The sequence below is a fragment of the Lacinutrix neustonica genome (genome assembly GCF_026625145.1).
GTDB lineage: Bacteria > Bacteroidota > Bacteroidia > Flavobacteriales > Flavobacteriaceae > Lacinutrix > Lacinutrix neustonica.
Genome location: NZ_CP113088.1, coordinates 2,774,503 through 2,798,705 on the forward strand (window position 1 = coordinate 2,774,503; position 24,203 = coordinate 2,798,705).

Annotated in this window: 27 protein-coding genes and 3 pseudogenes; 11 read left to right on the plus strand and 19 right to left on the minus strand. The window is 34.2% G+C overall.

The window, feature by feature from the left end:
* The first annotated feature begins 168 nt into the window (after positions 1–168).
* Positions 169–348: a hypothetical protein gene (locus N7U66_RS22140; protein WP_313791262.1), complete on the plus strand. Its 180-nt coding sequence runs from the start codon at positions 169–171 to the stop codon at positions 346–348.
* Positions 342–1,343: an alpha-amylase family glycosyl hydrolase gene (locus N7U66_RS15120; protein WP_313791263.1), complete on the plus strand. Its 1,002-nt coding sequence runs from the start codon at positions 342–344 to the stop codon at positions 1,341–1,343. The genes N7U66_RS22140 and N7U66_RS15120 overlap by 7 nt, the downstream gene beginning before the upstream one ends.
* A gap of 33 nt (positions 1,344–1,376) precedes the next feature.
* On the opposite strand, the gene N7U66_RS22830 is transcribed toward N7U66_RS15120, so the two are convergent.
* The 3 genes from N7U66_RS22830 to N7U66_RS15130 form a co-directional block, all read right to left on the minus strand.
* A complete protein-coding gene (locus N7U66_RS22830) occupies positions 1,377–1,631 on the minus strand; it encodes a CBU_0592 family membrane protein (RefSeq protein ID WP_449274490.1) in 255 nt (84 codons plus the stop codon).
* A 159-nt stretch (positions 1,632–1,790) separates the two neighbouring features.
* Positions 1,791–2,087 carry a hypothetical protein gene (locus N7U66_RS15125; RefSeq protein ID WP_267675991.1) on the minus strand — a complete coding sequence of 99 codons (297 nt, stop codon included), beginning with the start codon at positions 2,085–2,087 and terminating at the stop codon, positions 1,791–1,793.
* A complete protein-coding gene (locus tag N7U66_RS15130; protein WP_267675992.1) occupies positions 2,051–2,863 on the minus strand; it encodes a serine hydrolase domain-containing protein in 813 nt (270 codons plus the stop codon). Before N7U66_RS15130 ends, N7U66_RS15125 begins: the two co-directional genes overlap by 37 nt.
* Before the next feature lie 447 nt (positions 2,864–3,310).
* Here N7U66_RS15130 and N7U66_RS15135 point away from each other — a divergent pair.
* Positions 3,311–3,740: pseudogene (locus tag N7U66_RS15135) on the plus strand (FKBP-type peptidyl-prolyl cis-trans isomerase).
* Positions 3,741–4,182: 442 nt separating this feature from the next.
* Positions 4,183–5,112 (plus strand): AI-2E family transporter, encoded by a 930-nt coding sequence (locus tag N7U66_RS15140; protein WP_267678539.1) that lies wholly within the window; start codon positions 4,183–4,185, stop codon positions 5,110–5,112.
* Positions 5,113–5,143: 31 nt separating this feature from the next.
* Here the strand turns inward: N7U66_RS15140 and N7U66_RS15145 are convergent, their stop codons facing one another.
* The 7 genes and pseudogenes from N7U66_RS15145 to aceB form a co-directional block, all read right to left on the minus strand.
* Entirely contained in the window at positions 5,144–5,743 is a 600-nt protein-coding gene (locus tag N7U66_RS15145) for a hypothetical protein (RefSeq protein ID WP_267675993.1), read from the minus strand.
* A gap of 143 nt (positions 5,744–5,886) precedes the next feature.
* Positions 5,887–6,066: a hypothetical protein gene (locus N7U66_RS15150; protein WP_267675994.1), complete on the minus strand. Its 180-nt coding sequence runs from the start codon at positions 6,064–6,066 to the stop codon at positions 5,887–5,889.
* Positions 6,067–6,104: 38 nt separating this feature from the next.
* The gene (locus N7U66_RS15155; protein WP_267675995.1) at positions 6,105–6,239 is read right to left on the minus strand and encodes a hypothetical protein; all 135 of its coding nucleotides are present in this window, start codon (positions 6,237–6,239) and stop codon (positions 6,105–6,107) included.
* Between the two features lie 26 nt (positions 6,240–6,265).
* Positions 6,266–7,276: a pyridoxal-phosphate-dependent aminotransferase family protein gene (locus N7U66_RS15160; protein WP_267675996.1), complete on the minus strand. Its 1,011-nt coding sequence runs from the start codon at positions 7,274–7,276 to the stop codon at positions 6,266–6,268.
* Positions 7,277–7,287: 11 nt separating this feature from the next.
* Positions 7,288–7,767 carry a ribonuclease E activity regulator RraA gene (rraA, locus tag N7U66_RS15165; RefSeq protein WP_267675997.1) on the minus strand — a complete coding sequence of 160 codons (480 nt, stop codon included), beginning with the start codon at positions 7,765–7,767 and terminating at the stop codon, positions 7,288–7,290.
* 95 nt (positions 7,768–7,862) lie between these two features.
* Positions 7,863–9,488 (minus strand): isocitrate lyase, encoded by a 1,626-nt coding sequence (locus N7U66_RS15170; RefSeq protein WP_267675998.1) that lies wholly within the window; start codon positions 9,486–9,488, stop codon positions 7,863–7,865.
* 75 nt (positions 9,489–9,563) lie between these two features.
* Positions 9,564–11,162, minus strand: a pseudogene (aceB, locus tag N7U66_RS15175) (malate synthase A).
* Between the two features lie 486 nt (positions 11,163–11,648).
* On the opposite strand from aceB, the gene N7U66_RS15180 reads away from it, so the two are divergent.
* The 5 genes from N7U66_RS15180 to N7U66_RS15200 all read left to right on the plus strand — a co-directional run bounded on the left by N7U66_RS15180 (position 11,649) and on the right by N7U66_RS15200 (position 16,828).
* A complete protein-coding gene (locus N7U66_RS15180) occupies positions 11,649–12,266 on the plus strand; it encodes a LysE family transporter (protein WP_267675999.1) in 618 nt (205 codons plus the stop codon).
* Positions 12,267–12,718: 452 nt separating this feature from the next.
* On the plus strand, positions 12,719–13,204 hold the full coding sequence (locus tag N7U66_RS15185; protein ID WP_267676000.1) for a T9SS type A sorting domain-containing protein: 486 nt from the start codon (positions 12,719–12,721) through the stop codon (positions 13,202–13,204).
* Positions 13,205–13,209: 5 nt separating this feature from the next.
* Entirely contained in the window at positions 13,210–15,021 is a 1,812-nt protein-coding gene (locus N7U66_RS15190) for a hypothetical protein (RefSeq protein ID WP_267676001.1), read from the plus strand.
* Positions 15,022–15,075: 54 nt separating this feature from the next.
* A complete protein-coding gene (locus N7U66_RS15195) occupies positions 15,076–15,873 on the plus strand; it encodes a hypothetical protein (RefSeq protein WP_267676002.1) in 798 nt (265 codons plus the stop codon).
* On the plus strand, positions 15,809–16,828 hold the full coding sequence (locus N7U66_RS15200) for a hypothetical protein (protein ID WP_267676003.1): 1,020 nt from the start codon (positions 15,809–15,811) through the stop codon (positions 16,826–16,828). The genes N7U66_RS15195 and N7U66_RS15200 overlap by 65 nt, the downstream gene beginning before the upstream one ends.
* 130 nt (positions 16,829–16,958) lie before the next feature.
* Here N7U66_RS15200 and N7U66_RS15205 read toward each other — a convergent pair whose 3' ends face one another.
* The 7 genes from N7U66_RS15205 to N7U66_RS15230 form a co-directional block, all read right to left on the minus strand.
* Positions 16,959–17,426 (minus strand): DUF423 domain-containing protein, encoded by a 468-nt coding sequence (locus N7U66_RS15205; RefSeq protein WP_267676004.1) that lies wholly within the window; start codon positions 17,424–17,426, stop codon positions 16,959–16,961.
* Between the two features lie 181 nt (positions 17,427–17,607).
* Positions 17,608–18,201: a hypothetical protein gene (locus tag N7U66_RS15210; RefSeq protein WP_267676005.1), complete on the minus strand. Its 594-nt coding sequence runs from the start codon at positions 18,199–18,201 to the stop codon at positions 17,608–17,610.
* Entirely contained in the window at positions 18,194–18,427 is a 234-nt protein-coding gene (locus tag N7U66_RS22650) for an RNA polymerase sigma factor (RefSeq protein WP_390886584.1), read from the minus strand. The genes N7U66_RS15210 and N7U66_RS22650 overlap by 8 nt, the downstream gene beginning before the upstream one ends.
* Complete coding sequence (locus N7U66_RS15215) at positions 18,378–18,701, minus strand: RNA polymerase sigma factor (RefSeq protein WP_267676006.1); 324 nt, start codon at positions 18,699–18,701, stop codon at positions 18,378–18,380. Before N7U66_RS15215 ends, N7U66_RS22650 begins: the two co-directional genes overlap by 50 nt.
* Entirely contained in the window at positions 18,694–19,122 is a 429-nt protein-coding gene (locus N7U66_RS15220; RefSeq protein WP_267676007.1) for an alpha/beta fold hydrolase, read from the minus strand. Before N7U66_RS15220 ends, N7U66_RS15215 begins: the two co-directional genes overlap by 8 nt.
* Positions 19,119–19,574, minus strand: a complete 456-nt coding sequence (locus N7U66_RS15225; RefSeq protein ID WP_267676008.1) for an alpha/beta fold hydrolase — start codon at positions 19,572–19,574, stop codon at positions 19,119–19,121. The genes N7U66_RS15220 and N7U66_RS15225 overlap by 4 nt, the downstream gene beginning before the upstream one ends.
* A gap of 430 nt (positions 19,575–20,004) precedes the next feature.
* On the minus strand, positions 20,005–20,430 hold the full coding sequence (locus tag N7U66_RS15230; RefSeq protein WP_267676009.1) for a hypothetical protein: 426 nt from the start codon (positions 20,428–20,430) through the stop codon (positions 20,005–20,007).
* Between the two features lie 288 nt (positions 20,431–20,718).
* On the opposite strand from N7U66_RS15230, the pseudogene N7U66_RS22835 reads away from it, so the two are divergent.
* Positions 20,719–21,698, plus strand: a pseudogene (locus N7U66_RS22835) (IS110 family transposase).
* Positions 21,699–21,865: 167 nt separating this feature from the next.
* Here the strand turns inward: N7U66_RS22835 and N7U66_RS15240 are convergent.
* Positions 21,866–22,447: a porin family protein gene (locus N7U66_RS15240; RefSeq protein WP_267676010.1), complete on the minus strand. Its 582-nt coding sequence runs from the start codon at positions 22,445–22,447 to the stop codon at positions 21,866–21,868.
* Positions 22,448–22,470: 23 nt separating this feature from the next.
* On the minus strand, positions 22,471–23,238 hold the full coding sequence (locus N7U66_RS15245) for a hypothetical protein (RefSeq protein WP_267676011.1): 768 nt from the start codon (positions 23,236–23,238) through the stop codon (positions 22,471–22,473).
* Between the two features lie 509 nt (positions 23,239–23,747).
* Between N7U66_RS15245 and N7U66_RS15250 the strand changes: the two genes are divergently transcribed.
* Positions 23,748–23,978 (plus strand): hypothetical protein, encoded by a 231-nt coding sequence (locus N7U66_RS15250; RefSeq protein WP_267676012.1) that lies wholly within the window; start codon positions 23,748–23,750, stop codon positions 23,976–23,978.
* Positions 23,979–24,203: the final 225 nt, after the last annotated feature.

Consider the following 24,203-nt stretch of genomic DNA (forward strand, 5'->3'; position numbering starts at 1 on the left):
CATTGAAACTGTTAGTACAAATACAATAGCGCCAATATCTCCCGAATTGATGGAGACGGGTATTATTTACGAAGCAAACATTCGGCAGTATTCCCAGAAGGCACATTTAATGCGTTTACGAAAGACATTCCACAGTTAAAAACACTAGGTGTCAATACCATTTGGTTAATGCCCATCTTTCCTATTTCTGAAACGAAACGAAAAGCGACTGGCGGAGCCGATAGTAAATTTGCATCAGAATTTCCGGAAACCGAACAGTCTAAATACTTAGGAAGCTATTATGCGGTTTCAGATTTTACAAAGATAAATCCGAATTTGGAACGCTTGAGGATTTTAGAACCTTGGTAAAAACAGCTCATGATAATGGTATCTATATCATTTTAGATTGGGTGCCAAACCACACGGGTTGGGATCATGTTTGGTTAAAAGAACATCCTGAATATTACACACATAATGATAAAGGTGAAGTAATTCACCCAAAAGATACCGATTGGACAGATGTTGCCGATTTAAATTATGACAACCAAAACATGCGTGAGGCAATGATTGCAGACATGCGTTATTGGATAACCAAAGAAAACGTTGATGGCTTTAGGTGCGATGTCGCAGGTTCTGTGCCAACCGATTTTTGGGCACAAGCCATTCCAAAACTTAGAGCACAAAAAGAGATCTTTATGTTAGCAGAAGCTTGGGAGCCGGAATTATTAAAGGAAGGGTTATTCGATATGGCCTATGCCTGGGACCGTCACCATACCATGAATGCCATTGCTAAAGGAGAGGCAGAAGCTGCAGCCTGGGATGTCATAATTAAAAAAGACAAGGCCCGTTATGAGAAGGACGATATCCTTATGAATTTCGTCACCAATCATGACGAGAACTCATGGAACGGTACCATTAAAGAACGTATGGGAAAGGCAAGTGAAACCATGACGGTTTTAAGTTACTTAACACCCGGAATGCCTTTAATTTATTCAGGTCAGGAATACGATTTGGACCACAGATTGTTGTTTTTTGAAAAAGACTCGTTCCCTCATACAAAAGGCCGCACGTGGAAATTATTGGAACAATTAGGAAAACTGAAGGTGGAAAATAAGGCGCTACATGGTGGTAAGCACGCAGGAAGCTATAAAAACCTAAGTAAAAGTAACACGATGATTGCTTTTAGTAGAACTAAAGGGAATAACGCGGTTGTTTTTATAGCAAACGTTACCAAAGATAGCTTGAGAACAAACAGTCCTACCAGTGGAAAATTTATGGACTACTTTTCCGGAGAAATTATCGATTTAAAAGGTGATGCCATGACATTAGGTCCTTGGGAATATAAAGTATTAGTCTCTAATTGATGCCAACCATTAATTAGCTTTTAGCCTCACATTTTAGTTAGTGTGAGGCTTTTTATATCGTAATAGGGACACTAGAGATACTAGAGATACTAAAGCCCATACACCCTCTAATATTATAAAAGGAAGGTACTTCATGAGTATAGAAGCAAAACAGGCTAGGCTAGCACCAATGAAATTGAGTAAAATAAACGGTAAATCTTTATTTGATAATGTACCAATGACATTTAATATATAAGCAAGAAGTATAAGGAAAACGCCAATAAAACCAGTCCAATCTGTAGTATTCATATGTCTTACATCATGTGTTTTTTAGTTTATAGTGAAATGGTCTAAATAAATAGTGGGGCACTAAGCTACAAAAAAAAGTATGAGCAAATCCTATTACCTTGGGTTGCGTAGGGGAGACTCTGAAAATTATTTAGTAAGAATGGTAACGTGCCTTCTGCTTTAATCCTCCTTGGAGTCCCAAACCATGGCAATTATTTTATAAAAGTCACCTTTATTAAACGTATAGTGCCTTTCGGTATTTACTCTATGTATTAAAACCAAATTGGACCCTGGATAAATCCCTAGCATGTGGACCCCCGTACCCGTATGATAAAAGGATTTTGTTTGTCTGTTTTCATTTGGAATTAACACATTCCAAAGCATGCCATAGGCAATGCCGTAGAATTTATTAGTAAGGGAATACGGCTTTGTAGATTGTTCTATCCAGTGTTCGGAACAATTTGTTGGTCGCCCCATTTGCCTTTGTTTAAATACAATTGGCCATATAAGGCTAAATCTCTTGCAGATAATCTAAAATGATACGCTGGAAATCTAGATTTGCTTGTTTCGTATTGATAAAAACCGTCCACATCAGGGATTTCCCAGCTCTCGTGTGGGTCTGTTACTGTTTTGTATTTATTGTCATAAGCCATTTCTAAAGGCTGTGCGATGTGTTTGTAAAACAGATCGTAAATGGTTTCACCGGAACATTTTTCTAAAATGTAACCTAAGGTGTTAAAGTCCCAATTGTTATAGTAATAAAATTCATTGGGTTTATGAAGGCCTCTTTCTGGTCTGTTTTTTATCATGCCTTCTGAAACCGCTGCAGCATTATGATATACTCCTGATCTTGATTTTAATAGATCGGCGATTGTAGCAGATTTTTCTAAAGGACTTAACTCCGGAGAAATATCTTTAACGCCTAAATCTTTTAATGTCCAAGTGGTATCAATCGTTCCGTTGTTTATATAAATGCCGTAAAGCGAATTTAAGAGCGCTTTTCGAATAGAATGTACCAACAGCTTTTCGTTCGTGTTTCCCCATTGATAAACTATTTTTCCATCGACTAAAATCATGACGGAAGAAGAGCCCGCTTGTTCCAAAAAAAGACCTAATGAATCAAGTTTTTCTTTCGAAAATTTTTTTTCAATGGGGTCTATAGACTCCAGTTTAAATGGACTTTGAGCAGTTACTTTAGTAGCTATTAATAGTATAAATAGAATAGGTAATAAAGAAGGTAGTGTTTTATTCATGTAGTTCTTTAGTAATAGAGACTATTATTTTTGTTCTGTGTTACAAATTAAGCATAAAATATAAATATTTTTCAGGTCATGTACCGATAAATAATATGGGTTCATTTTTTTTATTACGGTTACCAATAGAGTATTTAATACCCTGTATTTTTATTTAGGCCTGTGCAACACTATCATGAATTTTAGCTTTAACTGACATATTTGCAGATGAATTTCATTTTTATTAGATTAATTTGAAAAAGGTTTCAAAGTTAGTCTTGACTGTCAATCAAGGGATACAGCCACTTTTGTGTGTTTTAAAGTTATAACTGTCGTCATTTATAGTTATCCATTGCAATTTTTTTTGTTTTGGCTTGGTTTTGGCGGCTATGATGACATAAGTTTAAACAAAAATGTTTGCTGCATAAAAATTATGCAAAGAATATTTTTAAAATTAAAAGATATAGTATGACTCAAGTTAAAGAGAACAACACAGTTAAAGTAAATTATACTGGTAAATTAGCAGACGGACAAATTTTTGACACTTCTGAAGGAAAAGAACCATTAGAATTTACTTTAGGACAAGGACAAATAATACCTGGATTTGAGAAGGGACTCATTGATATGAAGTTAAATGAAAAAAAGACCATTACAATAGCTAAAGAGGAAGCCTACGGAGACATCAATGAGCAACTTAGACAAGAAGTGAAAAAAACCGAACTTCCTGAAGATATTAAACCGTGAGTTGGGATGGGACTAGTTTCTAAATCTCCGAGATGGACAAGAAATGAATTTACGTGTGGTTGAAGTTAGCGAAGAAAGTATTGTCGTAGACGGAAATCATCCTTTAGCAGGTAAAGACCTTATTTTTGATCTTGAAGTGGTAGAAATTAAATAGATAGAGATTACAAGATATATTTCTTGTTTTAAAATTACCTGATAGCCTTTGCTTAAACTTGTTTAGCAAAGGCTATTTCTGTTAGTGGGTGGAGAAATTTGCTTCCAAATCACCTGAAACACTTGTTTTTAACGCCACTCTTCCTGAGTTATTAAAATAATACGCCCTATTCATTCTTTTTTAAAGGTATGGTCTTTACAGAAAAAAGCCTCTACTGATATGTTTTTAAAACAGGCAAAGCCTTCAAAATAAACAGCAAAACCGAATCGTAAAAAAAATTTTCTAACTTTACAAGGGGTGTCTTGCCAAGAGCACCAATGTTTTAAATAAAAGACGAACTTATGAGTCACTCTAAAATCCAAATTTCTGGAGTTATTTAATAAAAATACTCCTTATTGTTGGAGGTGTTTTGACGCTTCTATACCTTGGGTCTAATCTGTTGTTGCCTTTAGTGGTCGCGGCCATTATTGCGCTGCTATTAGACGAGCCTACCAAAAAAATGCAGCAGTGGGGTTTTCCAAATTGGTTAGCTATAACGCTGTCTATTCTTTTAATGGTGGTGATTTTTCTGCTGTTAACCTGGTTGGTTAGCTCACAGGTAAACACCATGGCAGGCGATTGGCCAACAATTAAGGAAAAGGCAACAGTAAAATTAAACAGCTTGACCGAGTGGGCTAACCAAAATTTGAATTGGGACTATAAGGATTATGTAGACAATAACAAACGCTTGGTTGAAAAGATGGAGGGTTTGGCACAGCTTTTTGTATCGTCAATAATGAATTTGCTGTCGCAATCTCTTATCATTTTTGTGTACGTTGTTCTTTTATTGATGCAGAAACAAATGTTCATCAATTTCTTTAAAAAAATCACGTCCAATACGGCTGCAATGTCTTCTCTTTTAAGTGCGTCTTCAAGCATCATTAGGAGTTATCTTTTTGGAAAAAGTAAGATTATGTTTTTTTTGTTCGCTATCTATTATCTTGGTTTTACTATTGGCTCCGTGCCGTATGCCTTATTTTTGGCAGTGTTTGCGGCGCTTTTTTCAATTATTCCTTATGTTGGAAATATTATTGGTGGTGGTATTGCTGTGGTTTTATCCTATTTGTACGTTGGCAGTACCCCGGCACTTATCGTGATTGGAGTGATTTCTGCAGCGCAACTGCTGGAAAATTACATTCTTACGCCTTGGATTATTGGTGATGAAACGGACTTGAATCCGTTTATTACGGTGTTTGGTATTATTCTTTTTAGTATGCTTTGGGGTACAGTGGGTGCTATTATCGCACTCCCCATTATTGGAGTATTAAAAGTAATATTCGAACATACCAAAGGCATGGAAGCCTATGCTTATTTGATTAAAAGAAAGGAGTGATGTGCAGTGTTTGTGGTTATATTTTCTATTGTTAGAAGCGTCCGTCACTATTTTTTGTAGCCTTATTGGGTAAATTATCTCTTTCATATTTGTTGTGAATGGTAATTATTGCGAGTCCAAAAAGAACAGCGACTATAATAAGTATCGTATTAACGATACCACTAACACCAAATGAAATTCGGATTAAAATCGTTGAAATTATAAAACCGGAGTTCCTTATAATTTTATGAAATTGATCGGTATAGAAAAAGGTAATTAAAAGCAATACGACGTCGACAAGGATTAATACTGTAAAGATTTGGTCGAAAAAGAGGTTGTTAATACTATCAAATCCTGGAAATTTATCTGAAGATAGAGACATTTCTTGAAACCAATCTAAGAGCGTGTATATGGCCATGCTTGAAAACAATGGCACCAAAATAATCGCAATTATTTTTTTCTTTCGTATAAACTTTTTAAGTATAGGCTTTAAATCTACTTTTTGTTCGAATTTTAGTTTGCCTTGCTTTTGAAATTGAAATATTAAATAGAAAAGCAAAAGCGATCCTACCAAGTCGTAAGTAAATTGCAGGTCTTCTTTTATTTCGAACCAGTGAGATGACAGTTCTAAAGACGATAAATCTTTAAACAATTTACGAATAATAATAAGCGTGATAATTTCATACTGTTTTATTATATAATTCGTAAACGATTTGGGTAAATAGTAAACTAAGAGATAAACTTCATAAATTAGAATAAAAGAAAAGGGTGTATAAATTGCAGATATAGGATTATTTAATAATTCGGGTCTGACGGTAGGTCTATAAAACCGAATTTCAATAGGTAAATAACCAATAAGTGAATAAAAAAGCTAATGATGGCAATGTAGAGAATGTTCTTTTCAATTTTTCTACGCGTCACCTCAGAAAGCAATTTATCAAATAAGAAGGGTAGGATGTTCTTTACTCCGGTCATACTTACATATTTTGACTTGTTTTACTAACCTGGTCTAACTAATTCATTTTTAAAAGCTCATTTTGAAATGCTTGTAAGCTTTTTCCGGAGACCACAGGATGGCCTAAGGCTATCAAAGCACGCTCTAAAGTGCTTAATACAGCGATAAGATCGTTTGATGAGACCGAGCCCATGTGGCCGATTCTAAAATAATCGGTTTTTATTTCGGAAGTAAACCTCCTGCAATAATCACATTATCAGCCACCATTTTAGCACTCAATGCAGCGCCGTCTATGCCTTTAGGATAGTACACTGCTGATAAAGTATGGGCTGCTATTGTATTTGTTTTTGGTAATATCTCTAGGTTTAATGCGGCTATTCCTGCTCTAAAGGCCTTTGCTAAATTTTGATGTCTTTTTACGCGTGTGTCCATGCCTTCTTGAACTATTATTTTCAGGCTAGTTTCTAAGGCTACAATTAAATTAACGGCTGGTGTTCCAAAATACGAGGGTCGTCCGGCTTCATAAGCGCTCATTATGGGTAGCCAATTAGTCCAATCTGCGTAGTAATTACTTACAGGTGTTTTTCTGTTTTCCCAAACCCGCATCGCTTTTTGCGAAGCCATTAAAAGCGCAAGACCTGGAGGCACGCCAATGGCTTTTTGAGAGGCTGTTAAGACCACGTCAAGCTCCCATTCGTCTTGATTTATTTCTTCTCCTGCAACCGAGCATACACCATCTAAAATGCTTAACACATTATATTTTTTGGCTAAATGGGCTATGGGTTTTGGGTCTACTAAAAGTCCCGTAGAGGTGTCTACATGAGTAAATGTTAAGACTTTATAAGATCCCGTTTTTAATTCTTTTTCAATGACTTCAAGACTAACAACCTCGCCTAGAGGCGCTTCTAAAAGCGTTGTATTTGCACCATAACGCTCTAAGATATCTTTAAACCGTTTGCCAAAGTATCCCGTAGAAATGACCAAGACATCATCGCCTTTCTCTATGAGGTTGGCAGCAGCCATATCCATAGCCAATGTGCCTGTTCCTGAAACGATAAAAGGTTGTCCTTTAGGCGATTTCCATACGGTTCTCATAAGCTCAAGGCTATTTGCAAAAACAGTAATAAAATCTGCAGCAACATGACTTGTCGTAGGGATGCTCATCGCGTGTAGTACCTCCGGTTCAAACTCAATAGGACCAGGGATCATAAGTAATTTTCTACCTTTCATTATTTTTTATATTAGTTAACCAAATTAATTTTGCTTATAAGTATGCCATCTAAATCTACATAAATATATTCATGAGGAATAAAGGTAACACCTCCAAATTTAACTGGTACGTCAACCGCTCCTATATTTTGTTTAATACTTTTAACAGGAGAGGTGTTTAATGCTCTTATACCAATATTCATAGTATTAATAAGATCACTATCGCGAATACAACCGTTTACTACAATGCCTTTCCAATTGTTTTGTATGGCTAATGCTGCTAATTGATCGCCAACTAAGGCGCAGCGTAATGAGGCGCCGCCATCAATAACGAGTACTTTGCCTTTTCCGTCGGATTCTAATTGTTTTCTAACTAACGCATTGTCTTCAAATAACTTTAGTGTTGTTATTTTTCCTGAAAACGCCTTTTTAGCCCCAAAAGAATTAAAAATAGGAGCAACACAACTCAGTTGTTCGTGGTGGGCATCCCAAAGATCTGCTGTTGTAAACATGGTTATAGGGTTTATTTAAATAGGTTGCTTTAAGTGGTAATAGTAAAAAGGCAACATGCTAACACGTTGCCTTTTTTGAAATATTGAAATACCAATTATTTGTCTAGAACAAGCTCTCGTTTTGGTTCATTTATTTTAACTTCAAACTGGTTTGAAGTGTTATTTTCACCTCCAGCTTTTAAAGCTTTTTCTCCTGCAAAGAATGTCTTGTGGTCATCCCCTAAATCAGATCCTGCCATTCTTTGGTGTTTTACACAAGAAACACCTTTGCGAATTTCTTGTCTTTGCACCCCTTTTACGTAAGCTAACATGCCTTCTTCGCCAAAATAGCCTTCAGTTAAATCATTCATATGAAGCGCTGTTGTATGATACGTTGGTAAGGTTATTAAGTGATGAAAAATACCCGCTTCTCTTGCACCATCTATTTGGAAGGTTTTAATTTTTTCATCTGCACGATGGCATAATTCTGAATTGTCATATTCTACAGCCATTAAATTATTTCTATCGTAAGCGGTCATGTTTTCACCTTCTGCAAGCATTTCTTCATACGCTTGGTTACGGAAGTTTAAAGTCCAGTTAAACGATGGTGAGTTATTGTAAACGAGTTTAGCATTTGGTATCACTTCTTTAACTCTGTTTACCATATGCGCAATTTGCTTCACATTTGGTGTTGGTGTTTCAATCCATAATAAGTCTGCACCATTTTGAAGACTAGTAACGCAATCTAAAACAACGCGATCTATATTAGAACCCTCTTTAAATTTATATAAGCCATTTGCTAATCTTACAGGACGCACTAATTTACCATCTCTTTTTAGCAGGACATCGTCTTCCTTGGCATCAGTAATAGCTATTTCTTCGGCCTCTACAAACGCTAAGTATTGAGAAGCTAAATCCCCAGGTTCTTGACTCACTGGTAATTTTTGAGTTAATCCAGCACCTTCAGAATCTGTTACGGCAACGATAATACCGTCATCTACACCTAATTCTAAAAACGCATAGCGAATAGCGTTTAATTTAGCAATAAAATCTTCATGAGGTACGGTTACCTTTCCGTCTTGGTGTCCACATTGCTTAGCATCAGATACTTGGTTTTCTATCTGAATAGCGCAAGCGCCAGCTTCAATCATTTTTTTTGTTAATAAATAAGTGGCCTCTTCATTACCAAAACCAGCATCAATATCAGCAATAATTGGAACAATATGCGTTTCAAAGTTGTCAATTTGGTCTTGTACATCTTCTCCTTTTTCAAGTCTTTTAAACAAATCATTTAACTCAATAGCATCTGCTTGACGTAGAAAATCATAGATTTCTGCAATTAGACTTGGCACCGCTGTTTTTTCGTGCATCGATTGATCAGGCAATGGTCCAAATTCTGAACGTAATGCTGCTACCATCCAACCTGAAAGGTATAAATATCTTTTGCTAGTTGTTTTGTGGTGTTTTTTAACTGCAATCATTTTTTGCTGTGCCACAAAACCATGCCAGCAACCTAGTGATTGTGTATAGTTTGATGCGTCTGCATCGTATGCTGCCATATCTTCTCTCATGATACCAGCAGTATATTTAGCGATGTCTAAACCTGTTTTAAAACGGTTTTGAGTAACCATTCTCGCTGCACTTTCCGGATTTATGGCATTCCATGTGTTTCCATACTTTGCTTTTAGGTTTCTTACGGTCTCTAATGCAGAACTATAATTTGATTGTGATAAATTTTTCATAATTTTGGGCTACGTTATTTAGTATTAATAATTAGATCCTGTTGTTTGTTGTCGCAAGCGCAGGATTGTTTTTTTTTATATGTATTGGTATGCTGGAAGTGTTAGAAATTCCTCAAATTTATCTGAGACCACTAATGAGTTAAAAAGTTCTATTGCTAACTTAAATTTTGTGTTTTTAATAGCATCTTCTCCAACTTCCTTTAGGATTTTTTCAACTTCATCGTTAAATAATTCGTCATATAATTCTGAATTGAATGGACGACCATCTTCAATAATCACTTCATTTTTTAGCCATTGCCACAACTGAGTTCTTGATATTTCGGCCGTAGCCGCATCTTCCATTAAATTATAGAGTGCCACAGCGCCATGACCTCGTAACCAAGCTTCGGTATATAAAATACCCACGTTAATGTTTTTTCTTATACCTGCTTCGGTCACAGTGCCCTTTGGGAGTGCTACTAAATCTTGAGCAGTGATATTAACATCGTCACGAGTAACGTGCAATTGATTTGCGGTTGGCATGTGTTTGTTGAATTCTGATAAGGCCACTTCAACCAATGCAGGATGCGCCACCCAAGTACCATCATGTCCGTTTTTTACCTCACGTTCTTTATCTTTTCGTACTTTTTCTAGAGCGACAACATTTGCAGCTTCGTCATTTTTAATAGGAATTTGGGCGGCCATACCGCCAATCGCTAAAATGCCTCTTTTATGACAGCGCTGAATAACCAATTTTGAGTATGCATCCATAAAAGGCGTGGTCATAGTAACTTGATCGCGATTTGGAACCACAAAATTAGGGTGGTTTCTAAATTTTTTAATGTATGAGAAAATGTAATCCCAGCGCCCACAATTTAAGCCTACAATATGATCTTTAAGCTCGTAGATGATTTCGTCTAATTGAAAACTAGCGGTTATCGTTTCTACTAACACGGTTGCTTTAAAGGCGCCTTTAGGCACTTCTAAATAGTCTTGAGCAAACGTAAAGACCTCATTCCACCACCGTGCTTCTAAATAATGCTCTAGTTTAGGTAAATAGAAATAGGGTGCTGTGCCATTTTCCATCAGGGTCTTAGTATTGTGGAAAACATATAAGCCAAAATCAACCAAGCTGCCGGAGCTTTCCTCATCATTTATTAGCAGATGTCTTTCGTTTAAATGAAGCCCTCTTGGTCTCACGAGTAGTACGGCAGTTTCAGAGTTTAATTTGTAGGATTTATTTCTTTTTGAGTCTGTAAGCGAGATGGTTTTGTTATTCGCATCTATTAAATTTTGTTGGCCTTCGATCGTGTTTTTCCACGTTGGAGAATTGCTGTCTTCTAAGTCGGCCATAAAGGTTTTAGTGCCGGAATTTAGGGCGTTTATAATCATTTTTCGTTCCACAGGTCCTGTGATTTCTACACGTCTATCTTGTAAGTCTTTCGGAATGCCTGCGGCTTTCCATTCACCTTCTCTAATGGCTTTCGTTTCTGTGGGGAATTCGGAAACTTACCGGTGTCAAAGACCTGTTGTTGTTCTTCTCTTTTTTCTAATAATGCCAAACGAGAGGCATTAAATTTTTCATGAAGGGCCGTTAGAAATTGGAAGGCGCCATCTGTTAGAATTTCACGGATAGTAATTGTTTACCTCTCTAGAAAAAGTAATTTTAGGTAGTTTTAAAAGTGTGGTTCCCATGTTGTTGTCATTTTATAAGACAATATTAAAACAAACTTTTTAATAAAACAAGCGAACGTTCGCTAAATATGGTTTTTCGCAAAATAGAATAGTTCGCAATTAAAACTTATTAAGTTGCTATAGCGCAAAATTATAGCTAACGTATTTCAAGGTGAACGCTAAAGTATATGGGGGACTGCGCAGCGATTACGCTGCATGGCTTTGGGGCTATTTTTGAAATTTTGTTAGACTTATGAGTAGAAAAAATATATTTAAAAAAATCTAAAGCAATCAAAATATCTTGACATTATGGAAATGTGAAAAGGGTCGAGGACCATTCGGGGATTTCAATATACCTTATTAAAAGGAGTGACTTAAATGAGATCACAAAAATTTTATTTAATAGAACCACATCTAACACCTGTAAATTTTTTCGGATTAAATTAAAGAGGAAACGCAGCAATATGTTAGCGCTTTAAGTTGTTTATTTGTGCTTAGAAATAAATCATGAGCGTTTTTACTTGTATCCTTTTGGGGTTTGCTGTTGCCTTTCTTGGTAGTATTACACCAAGTTTTTTAAATCTAACCGTTGTTAAATTTAGTTTAAAAAGTGGTAGAAAATCGGCTTTGTATTTGATAGGAGGTTTCGCCACCGTGTTGTTTTTTCATGCCAATATTGGTGCTTATTTATCGAGTGTTTTGATGAAAAATTCAGAATATATCACACTCATTCAAAAAGTGGGAACAGGAATCCTTATCCTTTTGGCTATTCATTTTTTTAGATTGCATTTCACTTTGAAAATACAAAAAAAGAAAGCAAAAATTGATAAGTCGAAAGCTTATTTACATGGTGTTGGCATGGCCTTACTCAACACATTTGCTATTCCATTTTATTTCACCTCTATTTCTTTTCTAATAGGATTAGACTATTTTGAGTATTCTTTTTTAAATAGTTTTTACTTTTCAATGGGTTCTACCATGGGCTCATTTTCGTTATATGCCTTGTATGCCATAGGTGCTAGTAAAATTGAACACAAATTAACTTTTATAGCAACTAAAATGAATTTTATTTTGGGTTGTTTAACAGGTGTTGTTGGTTTGGGGAATCTTATTTATTTACTATAAGTTAAACCAAAAAAAATAATTATTTTCTGAACTATGGTAGGAAACAATAAGCTAATTCTTTATGCCGAGCTAATTTAGAATTTGTTAAATTAGAATTCACCTAGGGAGGAATAGCATATCACAAATAAATAATTGTTCTCCATCCATCAGAACCTATTCCTGTTTTAATCGAAGCATATAGATTGTGTATATCCATTATTTCTTGAAATCTAAGGGTCTTTATACGAGGAATTCTGGCTATTTTACTATGCCTTTAGTCTCAATAGACTTTTAGTTTCATGCGAATTTATTTTTATATGCTGCCCTTTGCAGAAGTTGTTAATTGATATTTTTGATTATTTGTCATCGCGTATTAAATAATATTGTATTGAATCTCAGTGTATTTGTAAAATAAAAGTAGTAATGTGAAATAACGCATTATCTTACACACTTAACTTAACAACCGCTAATCTATGAAATACAATAAGTCATTATTATTTTTGTCAATGCTCTTTTTATTAGGGAGTTATATAATAAACGCTCAGGAAGCCATTGTTTCTTCGGGTGGAGATGCTAGCGGCTCCAATGGAAGTTCTAGTTTTTCATTTGGACAAACGTTTTACACCACCACTGTAGGTGGAAGTGGCTCCTTATCGGAAGGTGTCCAACAGCCTATCGAAATCGAAACATTGAGTAATCCAGATTTTAAGGAAGTACAATTAAAAATGTCAACCTACCCAAATCCGACTACAAATTTATTAACGCTTTCTATAGAGACTTTAGATCAAGATGATTTAAGTTTTGAAATGTATGATCTTCTCGGGAAAACAATTTTAAAAAGAGCCATTACAAACGCTACCAATACTATCGACATGTCAACTTTTGTGTCGGGAACATATCTATTGGCCGTTAAAAGGAGAAATGAAACATTAAAAACATATAAAATCATCAAAAAATAATTAATATGAATAGAATAATTACTTTTCTCGTAATGCTTATGAGTATAACTGCTGTTACAGCACAAGCACCTTCTAGCAGAATTAGCTATCAAGCTGTTGTACGAGATGCGACCAACGTCGCATTAGCAAATACAAACGTAGGGCTAGAAATCACTATTTCGCAAAACTCAGGAACTGGCCCTTCCGTGTACTCAGAAACACAGAATACCACAACGAATATCAATGGAATTATAAGTATTGTTATTGGGAATGCTATGGGTTTTGATACTATAGATTGGACAGCAGGACCTTATTTTATAACCTTAGGTATCGATACTTCAGGGGGCACAAATTATACATTATCTAGTGTAAATCAATTATTAAGTGTGCCATATGCCTTACATTCATTAACGGCTGATGTAGCAGAAACTGCTGACTATGCGTCGTTGACCAATACCCCAGTTATTATTACGGCTGAGCAATCTACAAAAATTGATTTTATAACTATTACAGCACCAGTAGATGTAGATCAATTACAAACCGATGTCATCACTAATACTGCTAAAGTGTCTTTTCCTGGATTTGGAACTGTACCAGGAACTGCTTTAGAAGGCGATGACGTAATATGGACTAAAGTTGTTGATGATGTTTTTTATAATCAAGGTAGTGTAGGTATAGGTGTAGATGAAACCAGCAGTTTTGGAGGGGCAACGTTACATGTCGCTGGGCCTGTTTTATTTGATGGCGTTCCTGCAACAACAGTTCCTGGAAGTCTTTACTACGATAACACTGGAAATGGAAGTTTTCATTATATAGATAATACCAATACCGATGTCACCCTTAATGCTGGGGCAGTTACCTACAACAGTGGATTATGGACTACCGAGAATGGTGATGCAACAATAAGTACAGATGTTGTAATGACAGTAAATCTTGGTGTCGGAAGTGACGCGAGTGCTGGCATGGATTATGGATTCAGTAGTTTAATTATTAAAGAAAACAACACTAGAATTTTATTCGATGACAGTGATGATCCTTCAGGGACACAACCTGCCAATGACTGGCAGATAGAAGCTAATGCATCTGCTAATGGCGGTACGTCGCATTTTGCAATTCTGGATGTCACTGCAGGAACAACGCCTTTCAAAATTTTGGCGGGTGCTCCGGACCACTCTTTATTTATAGCAGAAACTGGAAATATAGGGATGGGTACGAATAGTCCTGGCAATACACTGGAAGTTGTGGGAAGTATTAAAGCAACATCATTTATTGGTGATGGCGCTGGGATTACAGGACTAACTACTGGTACAGGAGGACTTTCTAATATAGATGATACGCTTATTGCGGCCGATAGCAATGGAGATGGTACGGGCGAAATTGCTTTTCAAACCCAAAATACAACCCGAATGACTATTACCAATACGGGGGCAGTAGGAATAGGAACTGTAGCTCCAGTTGTTGCATTAGAAGTGGTAGGTGCTGTTAAGGCAAACAATATGACACTTAGTGGTAAAGCCAATGTTCAGTTGTTATTGATTTCTCCATCGATAGAGACTTCTGCCACAGCATTTCCAACGACTTATGATGTGAGTGATAAAAGCTTTATAACCCTTAATGGTGATGTGGTATCAACAATTCAAGCTTTTAACGGCGGTGTAACTGGTCAGGAAGTAACGATTACGGCATTAACTTCTGATATTACAATCGTGCACAATGCTGCAACTGCTTCCCAAAATTTTCAGTTGCTAGGTAATACGAGTATTGTGTTAACAGCTAATAGTAGTGCTAGATTTATGTTTGATGGTACTAATTGGTACTGTATAGGACTTAATAACTAAGATATGATAAAGACGTTATTTAATATATTTCTTTTGCTTGCAATAGCAAATACGATGTCTGCGCAGACATCAGAAAATTTTAGCTATCAGGCTATTATTCGTGATGCAGCGGGGAGCTTAGTTACAGAGACAAACGTGGCTATTCGTTTAAGTATACTAAAAGATACAGAAACGGGGACCGTTGTCTATAGTGAAACCCATAATCCAACCACTAATTTTTCGGGAGTAGTTACGGTATTGGTGGGTAATGGAACAGTAGTTTCCGGAGTGCTAAATGGTATCGAGTGGGGTACCAGCTCTTATTTTTTAAAATCGGAAACCGATCCCGCAGGTGGAACCAGCTATAATACCGTTGGAACGACTGCTATTCTAAGTACTCCATATGGATTGTCTAGTAAGAAAACGGATGTAGCACTAAGTGTAGATTACAACAATCTTACCAATAGACCAACGACGATAACTGCAGAACAGATCACTAAATTAAATTTTTTAAATGTTACAGGAACTGCCAATCTAGACCAAATAGAGAGTGAGGTAGCTGTGAATACATTGAAAACATCCTTTCCAGGATTTGGAACAACAGCTGGAACAGCATTTGATATTATTTGGTCAAAAATAGATGATAATCTCTATTATGATACTGGTAAAGTAGGGATTGGTTATACAGATACCTCCGGTTTTGGAGATGCCATTTTAGGTGTTAAAGATGGCATGATTTTAAGCCTTGGGGATACTGTTATTAATCCTACGCCAGGTGCTTTGTTTTATGATAAAAGCGCTAAAGGCTTTGTTTTCTATTATGATAATGCTGGAGTTCTGCAATCTCACGGGGACCGATCAGATAGATTTTAATACAGAGTCTAATGTTTTCAACGTTGATGGCGTGATAAAGAGTAGCGCTATCGTTGGCTCGGCAGCAACAACAGGAGTAGCTTTTGGAGAAAATGATTTGATCCTTGCTAGCCCAACTCCAGGCATTTATTTTGACGACACCAGTAGTACTGGTAGTTTTCCTAATAGGGATTGGTTAATAAAGAGCAATGATTACTTTGATAATGGGGAGAATTACTTTGCTGTTTTAGATACTACGGCAACACTTTCATCCGTTCCTTTTAAGGTTATGGCAGGGGCACCAAATCGTGCTATGGAAATAAACTCTAACGGAAATGTTTCTATTGGCAACTTGATTCCAACAGAACGATTAGAGTTGGATGGTATTGTTAGTGCTATTTCTTTTGTAGGTAGTGGCAAAAACCTTACCAATCTTAGTGGGGGAGGTACAGCATCTACAACGAATACAGGAAGTACTACGATTGGAGCTGATTCTGATGCAGATGGCAATGGGGGAATCCTTCTAGATACTTTTTCAAGTGGACTGTTTATAGAAAGTGATGGCACAGTGCATAATGGCGTGGCAGATCCCTTGTATCATTTAAATATTAGCGGAGATGTGCAATTTGAGTCACTTACAGCTACTGGTTTATCTGTAGGGGCATCTTTGGAAAGATCTGTTTTTACAGAATTGAATGCTGTCAATTTTGCACAATATGATGTTACCAATAAAGAAGTCGTATTATTTAATAATGGTGCTAGTGTTAGTGTGTTTGGGTTTTTGGGAGGTGTTAAAGGACAGAAAGTATGTTTTATCAATATTCACCCTACCAATACGGTTACCTTCTTTACTGTAGGCAATGAGATTGCTCCGGTGTCTATGGGAGCCAATCCTGTTTTATCTCAGAACGAAAGTCTTACTATGATTTATGATGGATCCAATTGGATTTATAGTGATTATGTAGTTTCGCCTTAACCTCTTGATACTACTTTTTAATTTAATAATCCCTACAGACCTAAATTAAGTGTGTAGGGATTTTTTTTATGATGATAATTTTCAAAAGCTTTTAATCCGTGAGGACTTATTCGTAGGGGTAACCTTAGGCTTAAGCCTCTAATATTTCAGAAATCAGGGTCTTATATTCTTGAATATTTCTTTCATATTTTTTCTGAACTCTAATCCACAATAAAAGACCAATGGCTAAAAGTATGGCTCCAATTAAATACATGTACACACTGCTATTTTCTCTAGAGAATACGGCAATTAGAATGCTGAAACCCGCAATTATATTTGTAATTATTACTAATTTCCACAAAAAGTGTTGATTAAAAGAAATTTCTACATCGGTTTCATTTTCAATATCTGTTTGTGATAGTTTTCCATGTACAACAATGCTGTTTAAAAAGAACAAGTACCACGCATACAGAATGCGTTTACGCATTTTAAAAGTTATGGAATTGTTTTTTTCGTGGTTCATATTAAATACAAACCCGTTAACAGGTCCAACGGCGGCTTCTAAACGTTTACTAATTACTTTAGGATTACTTTTTGATTTAAAATTCCATTTTTTCATAATAGTGTTTTCAATGTTTGGAAGGTACCAAGTTAGTTAAGGTGCTAATTTAGGAAATATAAACCGAATATTGCATCTGAGAAAGACTTGTGCAACATACTGGTGTAAGCAATTTTTGTAAGTAAACGAGAACCAGTAATACATGATATACTTCTTAAGTTGGCCTTTCGTTTTTGCTATTTTAATCGGTTATATCGTTTTTTAATGTCACAATATCTTTCAGTTTTTGCATCTCTTTTTTGACGCCTTTCCTAATTATAATAAAAAGAATTATTGCAATAACTACATAGGAAACATCAATTAATACAATATTCCAAGATTCCATGTGTATGCTAAATTCAGGTGTAATCATATAAAAGCCAATAGTATAAAAACCTATAATTACAGGCGCAATTACCTTATGAATTGTTTTTCTAAATTCATGAAAATGGAGCGTGTTTTCAGCAGTTTTTAATGTGTTATCAAGGTTACTTATTTTTTTTGCTTTATAGATACTTATTATTTCAATTAAAATCCTAAACACCAAACCAAAAATCATAACCCCGGCACCTAATCGGCTTAATACTTCTTTTACTGGTGCGACATAATAAAAGAATAAAGAAATGACTATAAGTGTAATTGACAAGATTATAATGGTACCATAATAGAAAAAATAGTTTTCTTTTTCCTTTCTCTTTATTTTTGCATAAAAACGTTCAAAGTTTGTAGCGGAAAGGTCAAGACTTTTTTTGCTACTTTCCCATTTATTTTGCAGTTCTTTAAAATCGCTATTCATTTTTATTATTTTTTAAAAGTGTTTCAAGGCGTTTTTTTATCCTATGGATTTTAACTCTAACGTTTATCGGTTTTATACCTATAACTTCTGAGATACTATCATAATCTTGGTTTTCCAAAACCATCATAATTATTAATCTATCTATTTTTTTTAGTTTTCCAATAGCGTTGTATAGCTCAGAATAATTGTTGTTTTTTTGTGTTTTCGGTTTCTGTAGTAGCAGCATTGTTTTCTAGATCTAATGTTGTAACTGTCTTTTCTTTTTTATCTTTTTTTACATATTGCAAACACGTAATTACTGTTATTCTGTAAATCCAAGTTTTGTAAGATGATGCTCCTCTAAATTTATCTAAATTATTCCATACACTAATAAATATTTCTTGAGACAAATCGTTGGCAGTATCTTTATCTCCTTTAACAAAACCCAAACACATTTGTAAAACCATGGGATGGTGTTGGCGATAAATTGTTTCAAAAGGTTCGTTTTTATTGTTATTCATTGACTAAAAAATCATTTGCAGTTTTATAAAACCATTCAGGTTGATCAAACATTAAAAAGTGTTTGCTGTTAGGTGCCATTATAATTGTTTTGATTGGTAAGCGAGAGTATTGCTTTTCATAGTTTTCTTTTGCTATTTTTACATCAGGGAAAGAGGCGCCTATTATTAAGGTTTCACATATCACTTTATCTAAAACATTCCTTAAGTCGAGTTTTAATAAGTCGGTATATCCATAAACCCAAGTTTTTCGGTCTGCTTCTGATATCCAATTTGCTATTATTCCTTTTTTATCTTCTTTTATTGTCATATTTGCGGCCATCATAGTCGCCATATTTTGAAATTGTTGGGCATCCATTTCAAGCATTTGTTTATTGTACTGACTTTTATAATAAAAGTTTTCTGCTGGTACATTAGGCATCATTCTTCACGCATACAAGGTAATGCTTCAACTATAATAATTTTAGAAACTTTATTCGGCAATTCAGTTGCTATATCAACAGCCAAATTTCCGCCCATACTATGACCTACAATAATAATATCAGACATCTTATTGTCTTTTATATAGTCAATAATACCGTTTTTTATATTTGAATACCAAGGCATTTCTATAGGCTCATTTCCATTGAAACCAGCATAGGAAAAGAGATAAGATTTTCTCTCTAAATTTAAACTCTCAACGGTTTCTTTCCATATAGAGCCAGGTGTTGCAAATCCAGGAAGATATAGTATTGGTTTTCCTTGTCCAACGATTTCTATGGTAAAAGGTGCAGCTTCTGCTATTTCGAGTAGGTTTGTTTCCCTATTTAATCCGGAGCTATTTGTGGTGTTTAGGGTAATAGCTAATAGGATAATAATTCTAATTAATTTTGTCATAATACTATTGTTTTTTTAATGGTTTGTATTCCTTTGATTAAAAAAAAATAGTATTTGTTACACTTTGGAATTATTTGTTTTGGATTTATTTTTAGTTGGAGTAGTTTTTCTAATTTTCGTTAACGGGTTAGCTAAGCGTAGTGCGGCAGTAAGCAAATTTTTCGTTTCCGTTTTAGTACGAAGCTAAAGCTTATTTTTTTTGATTTATTTTTTCTATTCTAAAGATAGAACCATAAGATTTGCCGACATTATAAATAGACATAGACCTTTTGGTTTTGCCCTAAAGCCCACATGATGTTTAGGTTTTGTCATCATTAGTGTTTTTTAATTATATTTTCAAAACCTTCCATTAAATCCACCAGCTTTTGTTTTTCTTCAAAACCCTTAGACTTTAGAGAGATATATGTATTGGGTGCAAAAGAGCTATAAGTTATATGTTTTTTATTTTGATATAGCCTGAAATGATAAGTTTGCCCCCGTAAATGACTTTTTGTAAAGTACTATCTTCGAAATTTAGTTTGGGTTTATTGATGTTAAATTTTTCTTGGCTTATACACGTATTTAGAAATTTCCAAAACAGTTCATATTCATTTTTCTTTATCCTCACTCTTTTTACTTCAGGCTCTAATTTATCATTAACAGGTTCAGAGATTTTATATAATTTAACCTGTCCATTATTCATATAAACGACAAGATCAGAATCTAATCCTCTTATAGGATAACTGGAATAACCAATTTGAATAATTAAGGCATTCTGGTCTTTCAATTTGAGCATTTTAGCATACCTGTTTTCTTCAGTAGTTTTGCCTTCAAATTTAATTTCCTTTATTTGGGAGTTTTGAGAACAAAGAATCATAGGGCTGAAAATAAAGAGGCATAATAAAAGTTTCTTCATAAATTACAGGTAACGTTGATGTGTATCTTAAGTTAGCCTTATCAAATATAAGTTATAAATTAAGAATCAAATCAGAAAGAATAAAAAGAGAGGATTAAGGTTATTTTGTGTATTGAGACTGTGATCTCGTTTTTCATGACAATCCCCTCTCTTTCCTACTATTATTTCGAGCAGTTCTGTGAGACTTTAGATCTCGTTTTTAAGATGCAGAAAAGCTAGTAGATCCTTTCTTTCGTAAACTTCATATATATGATTAAAAACACAAATTATTTCGGAATAGACATAAGTAAGAATGTCTTTGATGTGACGGGATCAGATGGTAAGCATTATCAGTTTAAGAATGATATATCAGGCTTTAAAAAAATGTTGAGTTTAACTAATGAATTTTCTCATTGTGTTATGGAATCTACAGGGGTTTATCATTTGCGTTTAGCGTATTATTTATATGAGAAAGCAATAGCTGTAAGTGTTGAAAATCCCTTGTCTATTAAACGTTTTATTCAAATGCGATTAACAAAAATTAAAACAGACAAAAGAGATTCCCAAATGATTTATGAATATGCAGTAAACTACGGCAATGAACTACGTTTATGGAAAGGCCGAGTACAACTCAAATAGCTTGTTCTCAAATAATAAGTCTAACTAACCTTTATACTAAACAAACCACAGCACTTAAAAACAAGTTGCAAACAGAAGAGTCTATGGGAGCTCCATGTACCCAAGTAATACGGTCATTGAAAAGAAGTTTAAAACACTTGAAAAATGAAATAGATAAGTTAGAAGATTCATTGCTAAAGTTAGTAAAACAAGATAATCAAGATTTGCTTACTAGAGTAGAAAGTATTCCAGGAATAGGTAGGAGATCAAGTATGTTACTGATTGTTTTGACAGGCGGGTTTGAACGTTTTAATAAGGCTTCAGAGCTTTGCTCTTTTGCAGGTTTAACTCCTATGGTAAGACAGTCAGGAATTAGTATAAGGTCTCGGTCAAGGATAAGTAAAATGGGTAATAGGCGATTAAGGAAAACGTTATTTATGTGTAGTCTTTCAGCTAAAAAATGTAATAAAGCATGCAAAGAAATCTTCGATAGAATTGTAGCAAAAGGGAAGAGTAAAAAAGTAGCATTAATAGCTGTATTTAACAAGCTTTTAAAACAGGCGTTTGCCTTAGCTAAATCGGGGTTGAAATATGACAGAAACTATAGAAGTGTTTTAAATAATTTAAATTAATAATTACTTGTTTTTTAACACAGTTCTTGGTTAGTTGCGTGGTTAAGCAACTAATTTCGTAAACAAATACGAGCCCGAAAAAATTCCGAAGGAATTTTCTAAATATGCACTTGCCAAAGCAATTAATTATACACGGTGTTACAAACAGTTTTTATTTTAGATTCTTCTTATAAATCAAAATTATATCCAAAACTTAATTGAACAACTGTATTTGTTGCTTTAATATCAATATCTCTAAATGGATTGGTTTGCTCATATTTTACAGCAATTAACTCATTAAATCCTTGATAAAAATTAAGTTCCACAAAAAAATCTTTAATATCTATTCCTATACCAAGATTAAGTCCGTAATCTAAACTTTTTAAATCTCCAAAATCAAATTCCCTTTTTTCCGTGTCCAATAAAAACCCTATTTGAGGACCAGCTAAAATATAAGGCTTGTTAAAAAATTTAAAATTTAGAGGAATATTTATATATGAAGTTTGGTATTTTATATTATCATAAAAATCTTCTCTATCTCCTTGTTGAGAATAAATAAGTTTTGGACGAAATGCGATTTTTTCTGAAAAGTCTAATTCATAGACAGCTCCAAGATGTAAACTGAAAGAGTTGCTGTGTATTCCGAAACTCTCTAAAATTCCATCGGAAAGCGTCGAGCCATTTACTCCTGCTAAAATTCCTATTTTGTTTTGCGAGAAAGTTAGAATTGGCAAAAAGCTTAATAACCCAATTAAAAGTGTTTTTTTCATTACAGTAATTTGATTTGAGTTAATTAGTAGTATTCGTAGGTTATAGTTTCTGTTCCATCTGTTTTAGAAGTCGCATAATCATCACTATCATAAGTGTAAGTATAATTTTTTTCCAAAATAACAGTATCGTTCGATATATCTGTTAAAAGTCGAGAAGTTGGATTATTTCTGAAAGAAAAGAAATCATCTATTAAAACTATGTTTGGTTGAAAATTAAGAAATGGGCTTTTTTTGGTGTCGTAAGTAAAAGTTAATTCCTCGTCAGAAATAGCAGTATTTAAATAATCGTGTTTTCTTGAAATCACATTATTATTTGAGTCATACTCAAAACTATATTCTTCCGAATATGTAGTTTGACCATTACCAATATATTGAATGTTGTCTATGTTGCTATTGTTAAACGAATAAAGAAATCGCTCGTCAAGAGTAGTAGTGTTATAAAAATCTTGTCTTTCTATAAGTATTCCGTTATTGTAAACATACTGTTCAATTGAACCATCTGAAACTGCATTTAAATCTTGAAATTCAGCTCTGTCTAAAACTCCATTATTATAGTAGAATTGCTTAATAAAATCGTCTCCAGTTTCTGCGCTTTGCAATCGGTCAATTTTGTTGTCAGCATTGTAGAAAAATGTTATGGAATAATTTCCGTTTCCGCTAAACGTAATTTTCTTGAGTAATTTAGTTGCTGCTTCAGATGTTGGGTCATCATTTCCGTTATTGTCATCTGATGAGCAAGACAAAATCGTTAATCCAATTAAAAAGATAAGTAGTAAATTCAGTTTTTTCATTGCGTAAAGTTTTGTTTAAATTGTTTGTAACAATGATATAATAAACATATGTTCATTATAGCTTTTATGTCTACAAATCTAATAGATTTATAATTGGTTTTGCATACAGTAATTCCTTAGCGTCAAATATAAAATTGACACCCTGTAAATAGTGCTTGATTCTCGGTTTTTAAATACTTTTTATGCGTCTATTTTATCAAGTATTTATTTGTTAAATTATGAGCTTCACTAAATAAAGAAATCAAAAATAAAAACGTGTTCCCCGATTATGAAAAATACGTTTATTTTATTTTCCGTTTTACTATTCACTCAAGCCTCGCTATGTCAAAATAAAAAAAATATTATTTATATGAATATAAATAATAATGTAATTAAGCACGTAGAATTCAGGTCTTTCGACAAGAATAAAACATATATAACCGAAACAGAAACAGATACAGCTCTTATAAAAAAAATTACTACGAAAAAAATTTGATGTATTAGACTCAACAAAGCATCGACAGGTAAAGATGATTTTAGCTAAGATTATTGGACCGGAATTTAATGGGGATAAAAATTTAATGATTCATCTCTATGATAAGAACACTAAAAAAATTAAAGCTGATTTAGAAAATGAAAGATATTGGGACTGGAATAAAAATAATTCTCATAAATATCAATCATTTCTTATTGGATCCAAAAATTCTAATGTAATGGAAGATGCTAAAAATCACTTATACTTAGATCAGTATGATTTTTAAAGAAACTTGTTTTTTCGGGAATCAAATTTTAAAATAAATCATCTCTATGTAAAGCCAAATAGAGAAGTGCTTATTTATTTTGGTGGTAAAGATATATTAGGAATTTTGGATTGGTCACTATAAGTCAATTTTGGGAAGTAATTATAGATATAATTAATAAAGTCATCAACAAATTTAAGCGATTTATAATAGAAAGATTATGGTTTTGTCTATGGTTTAATTTAT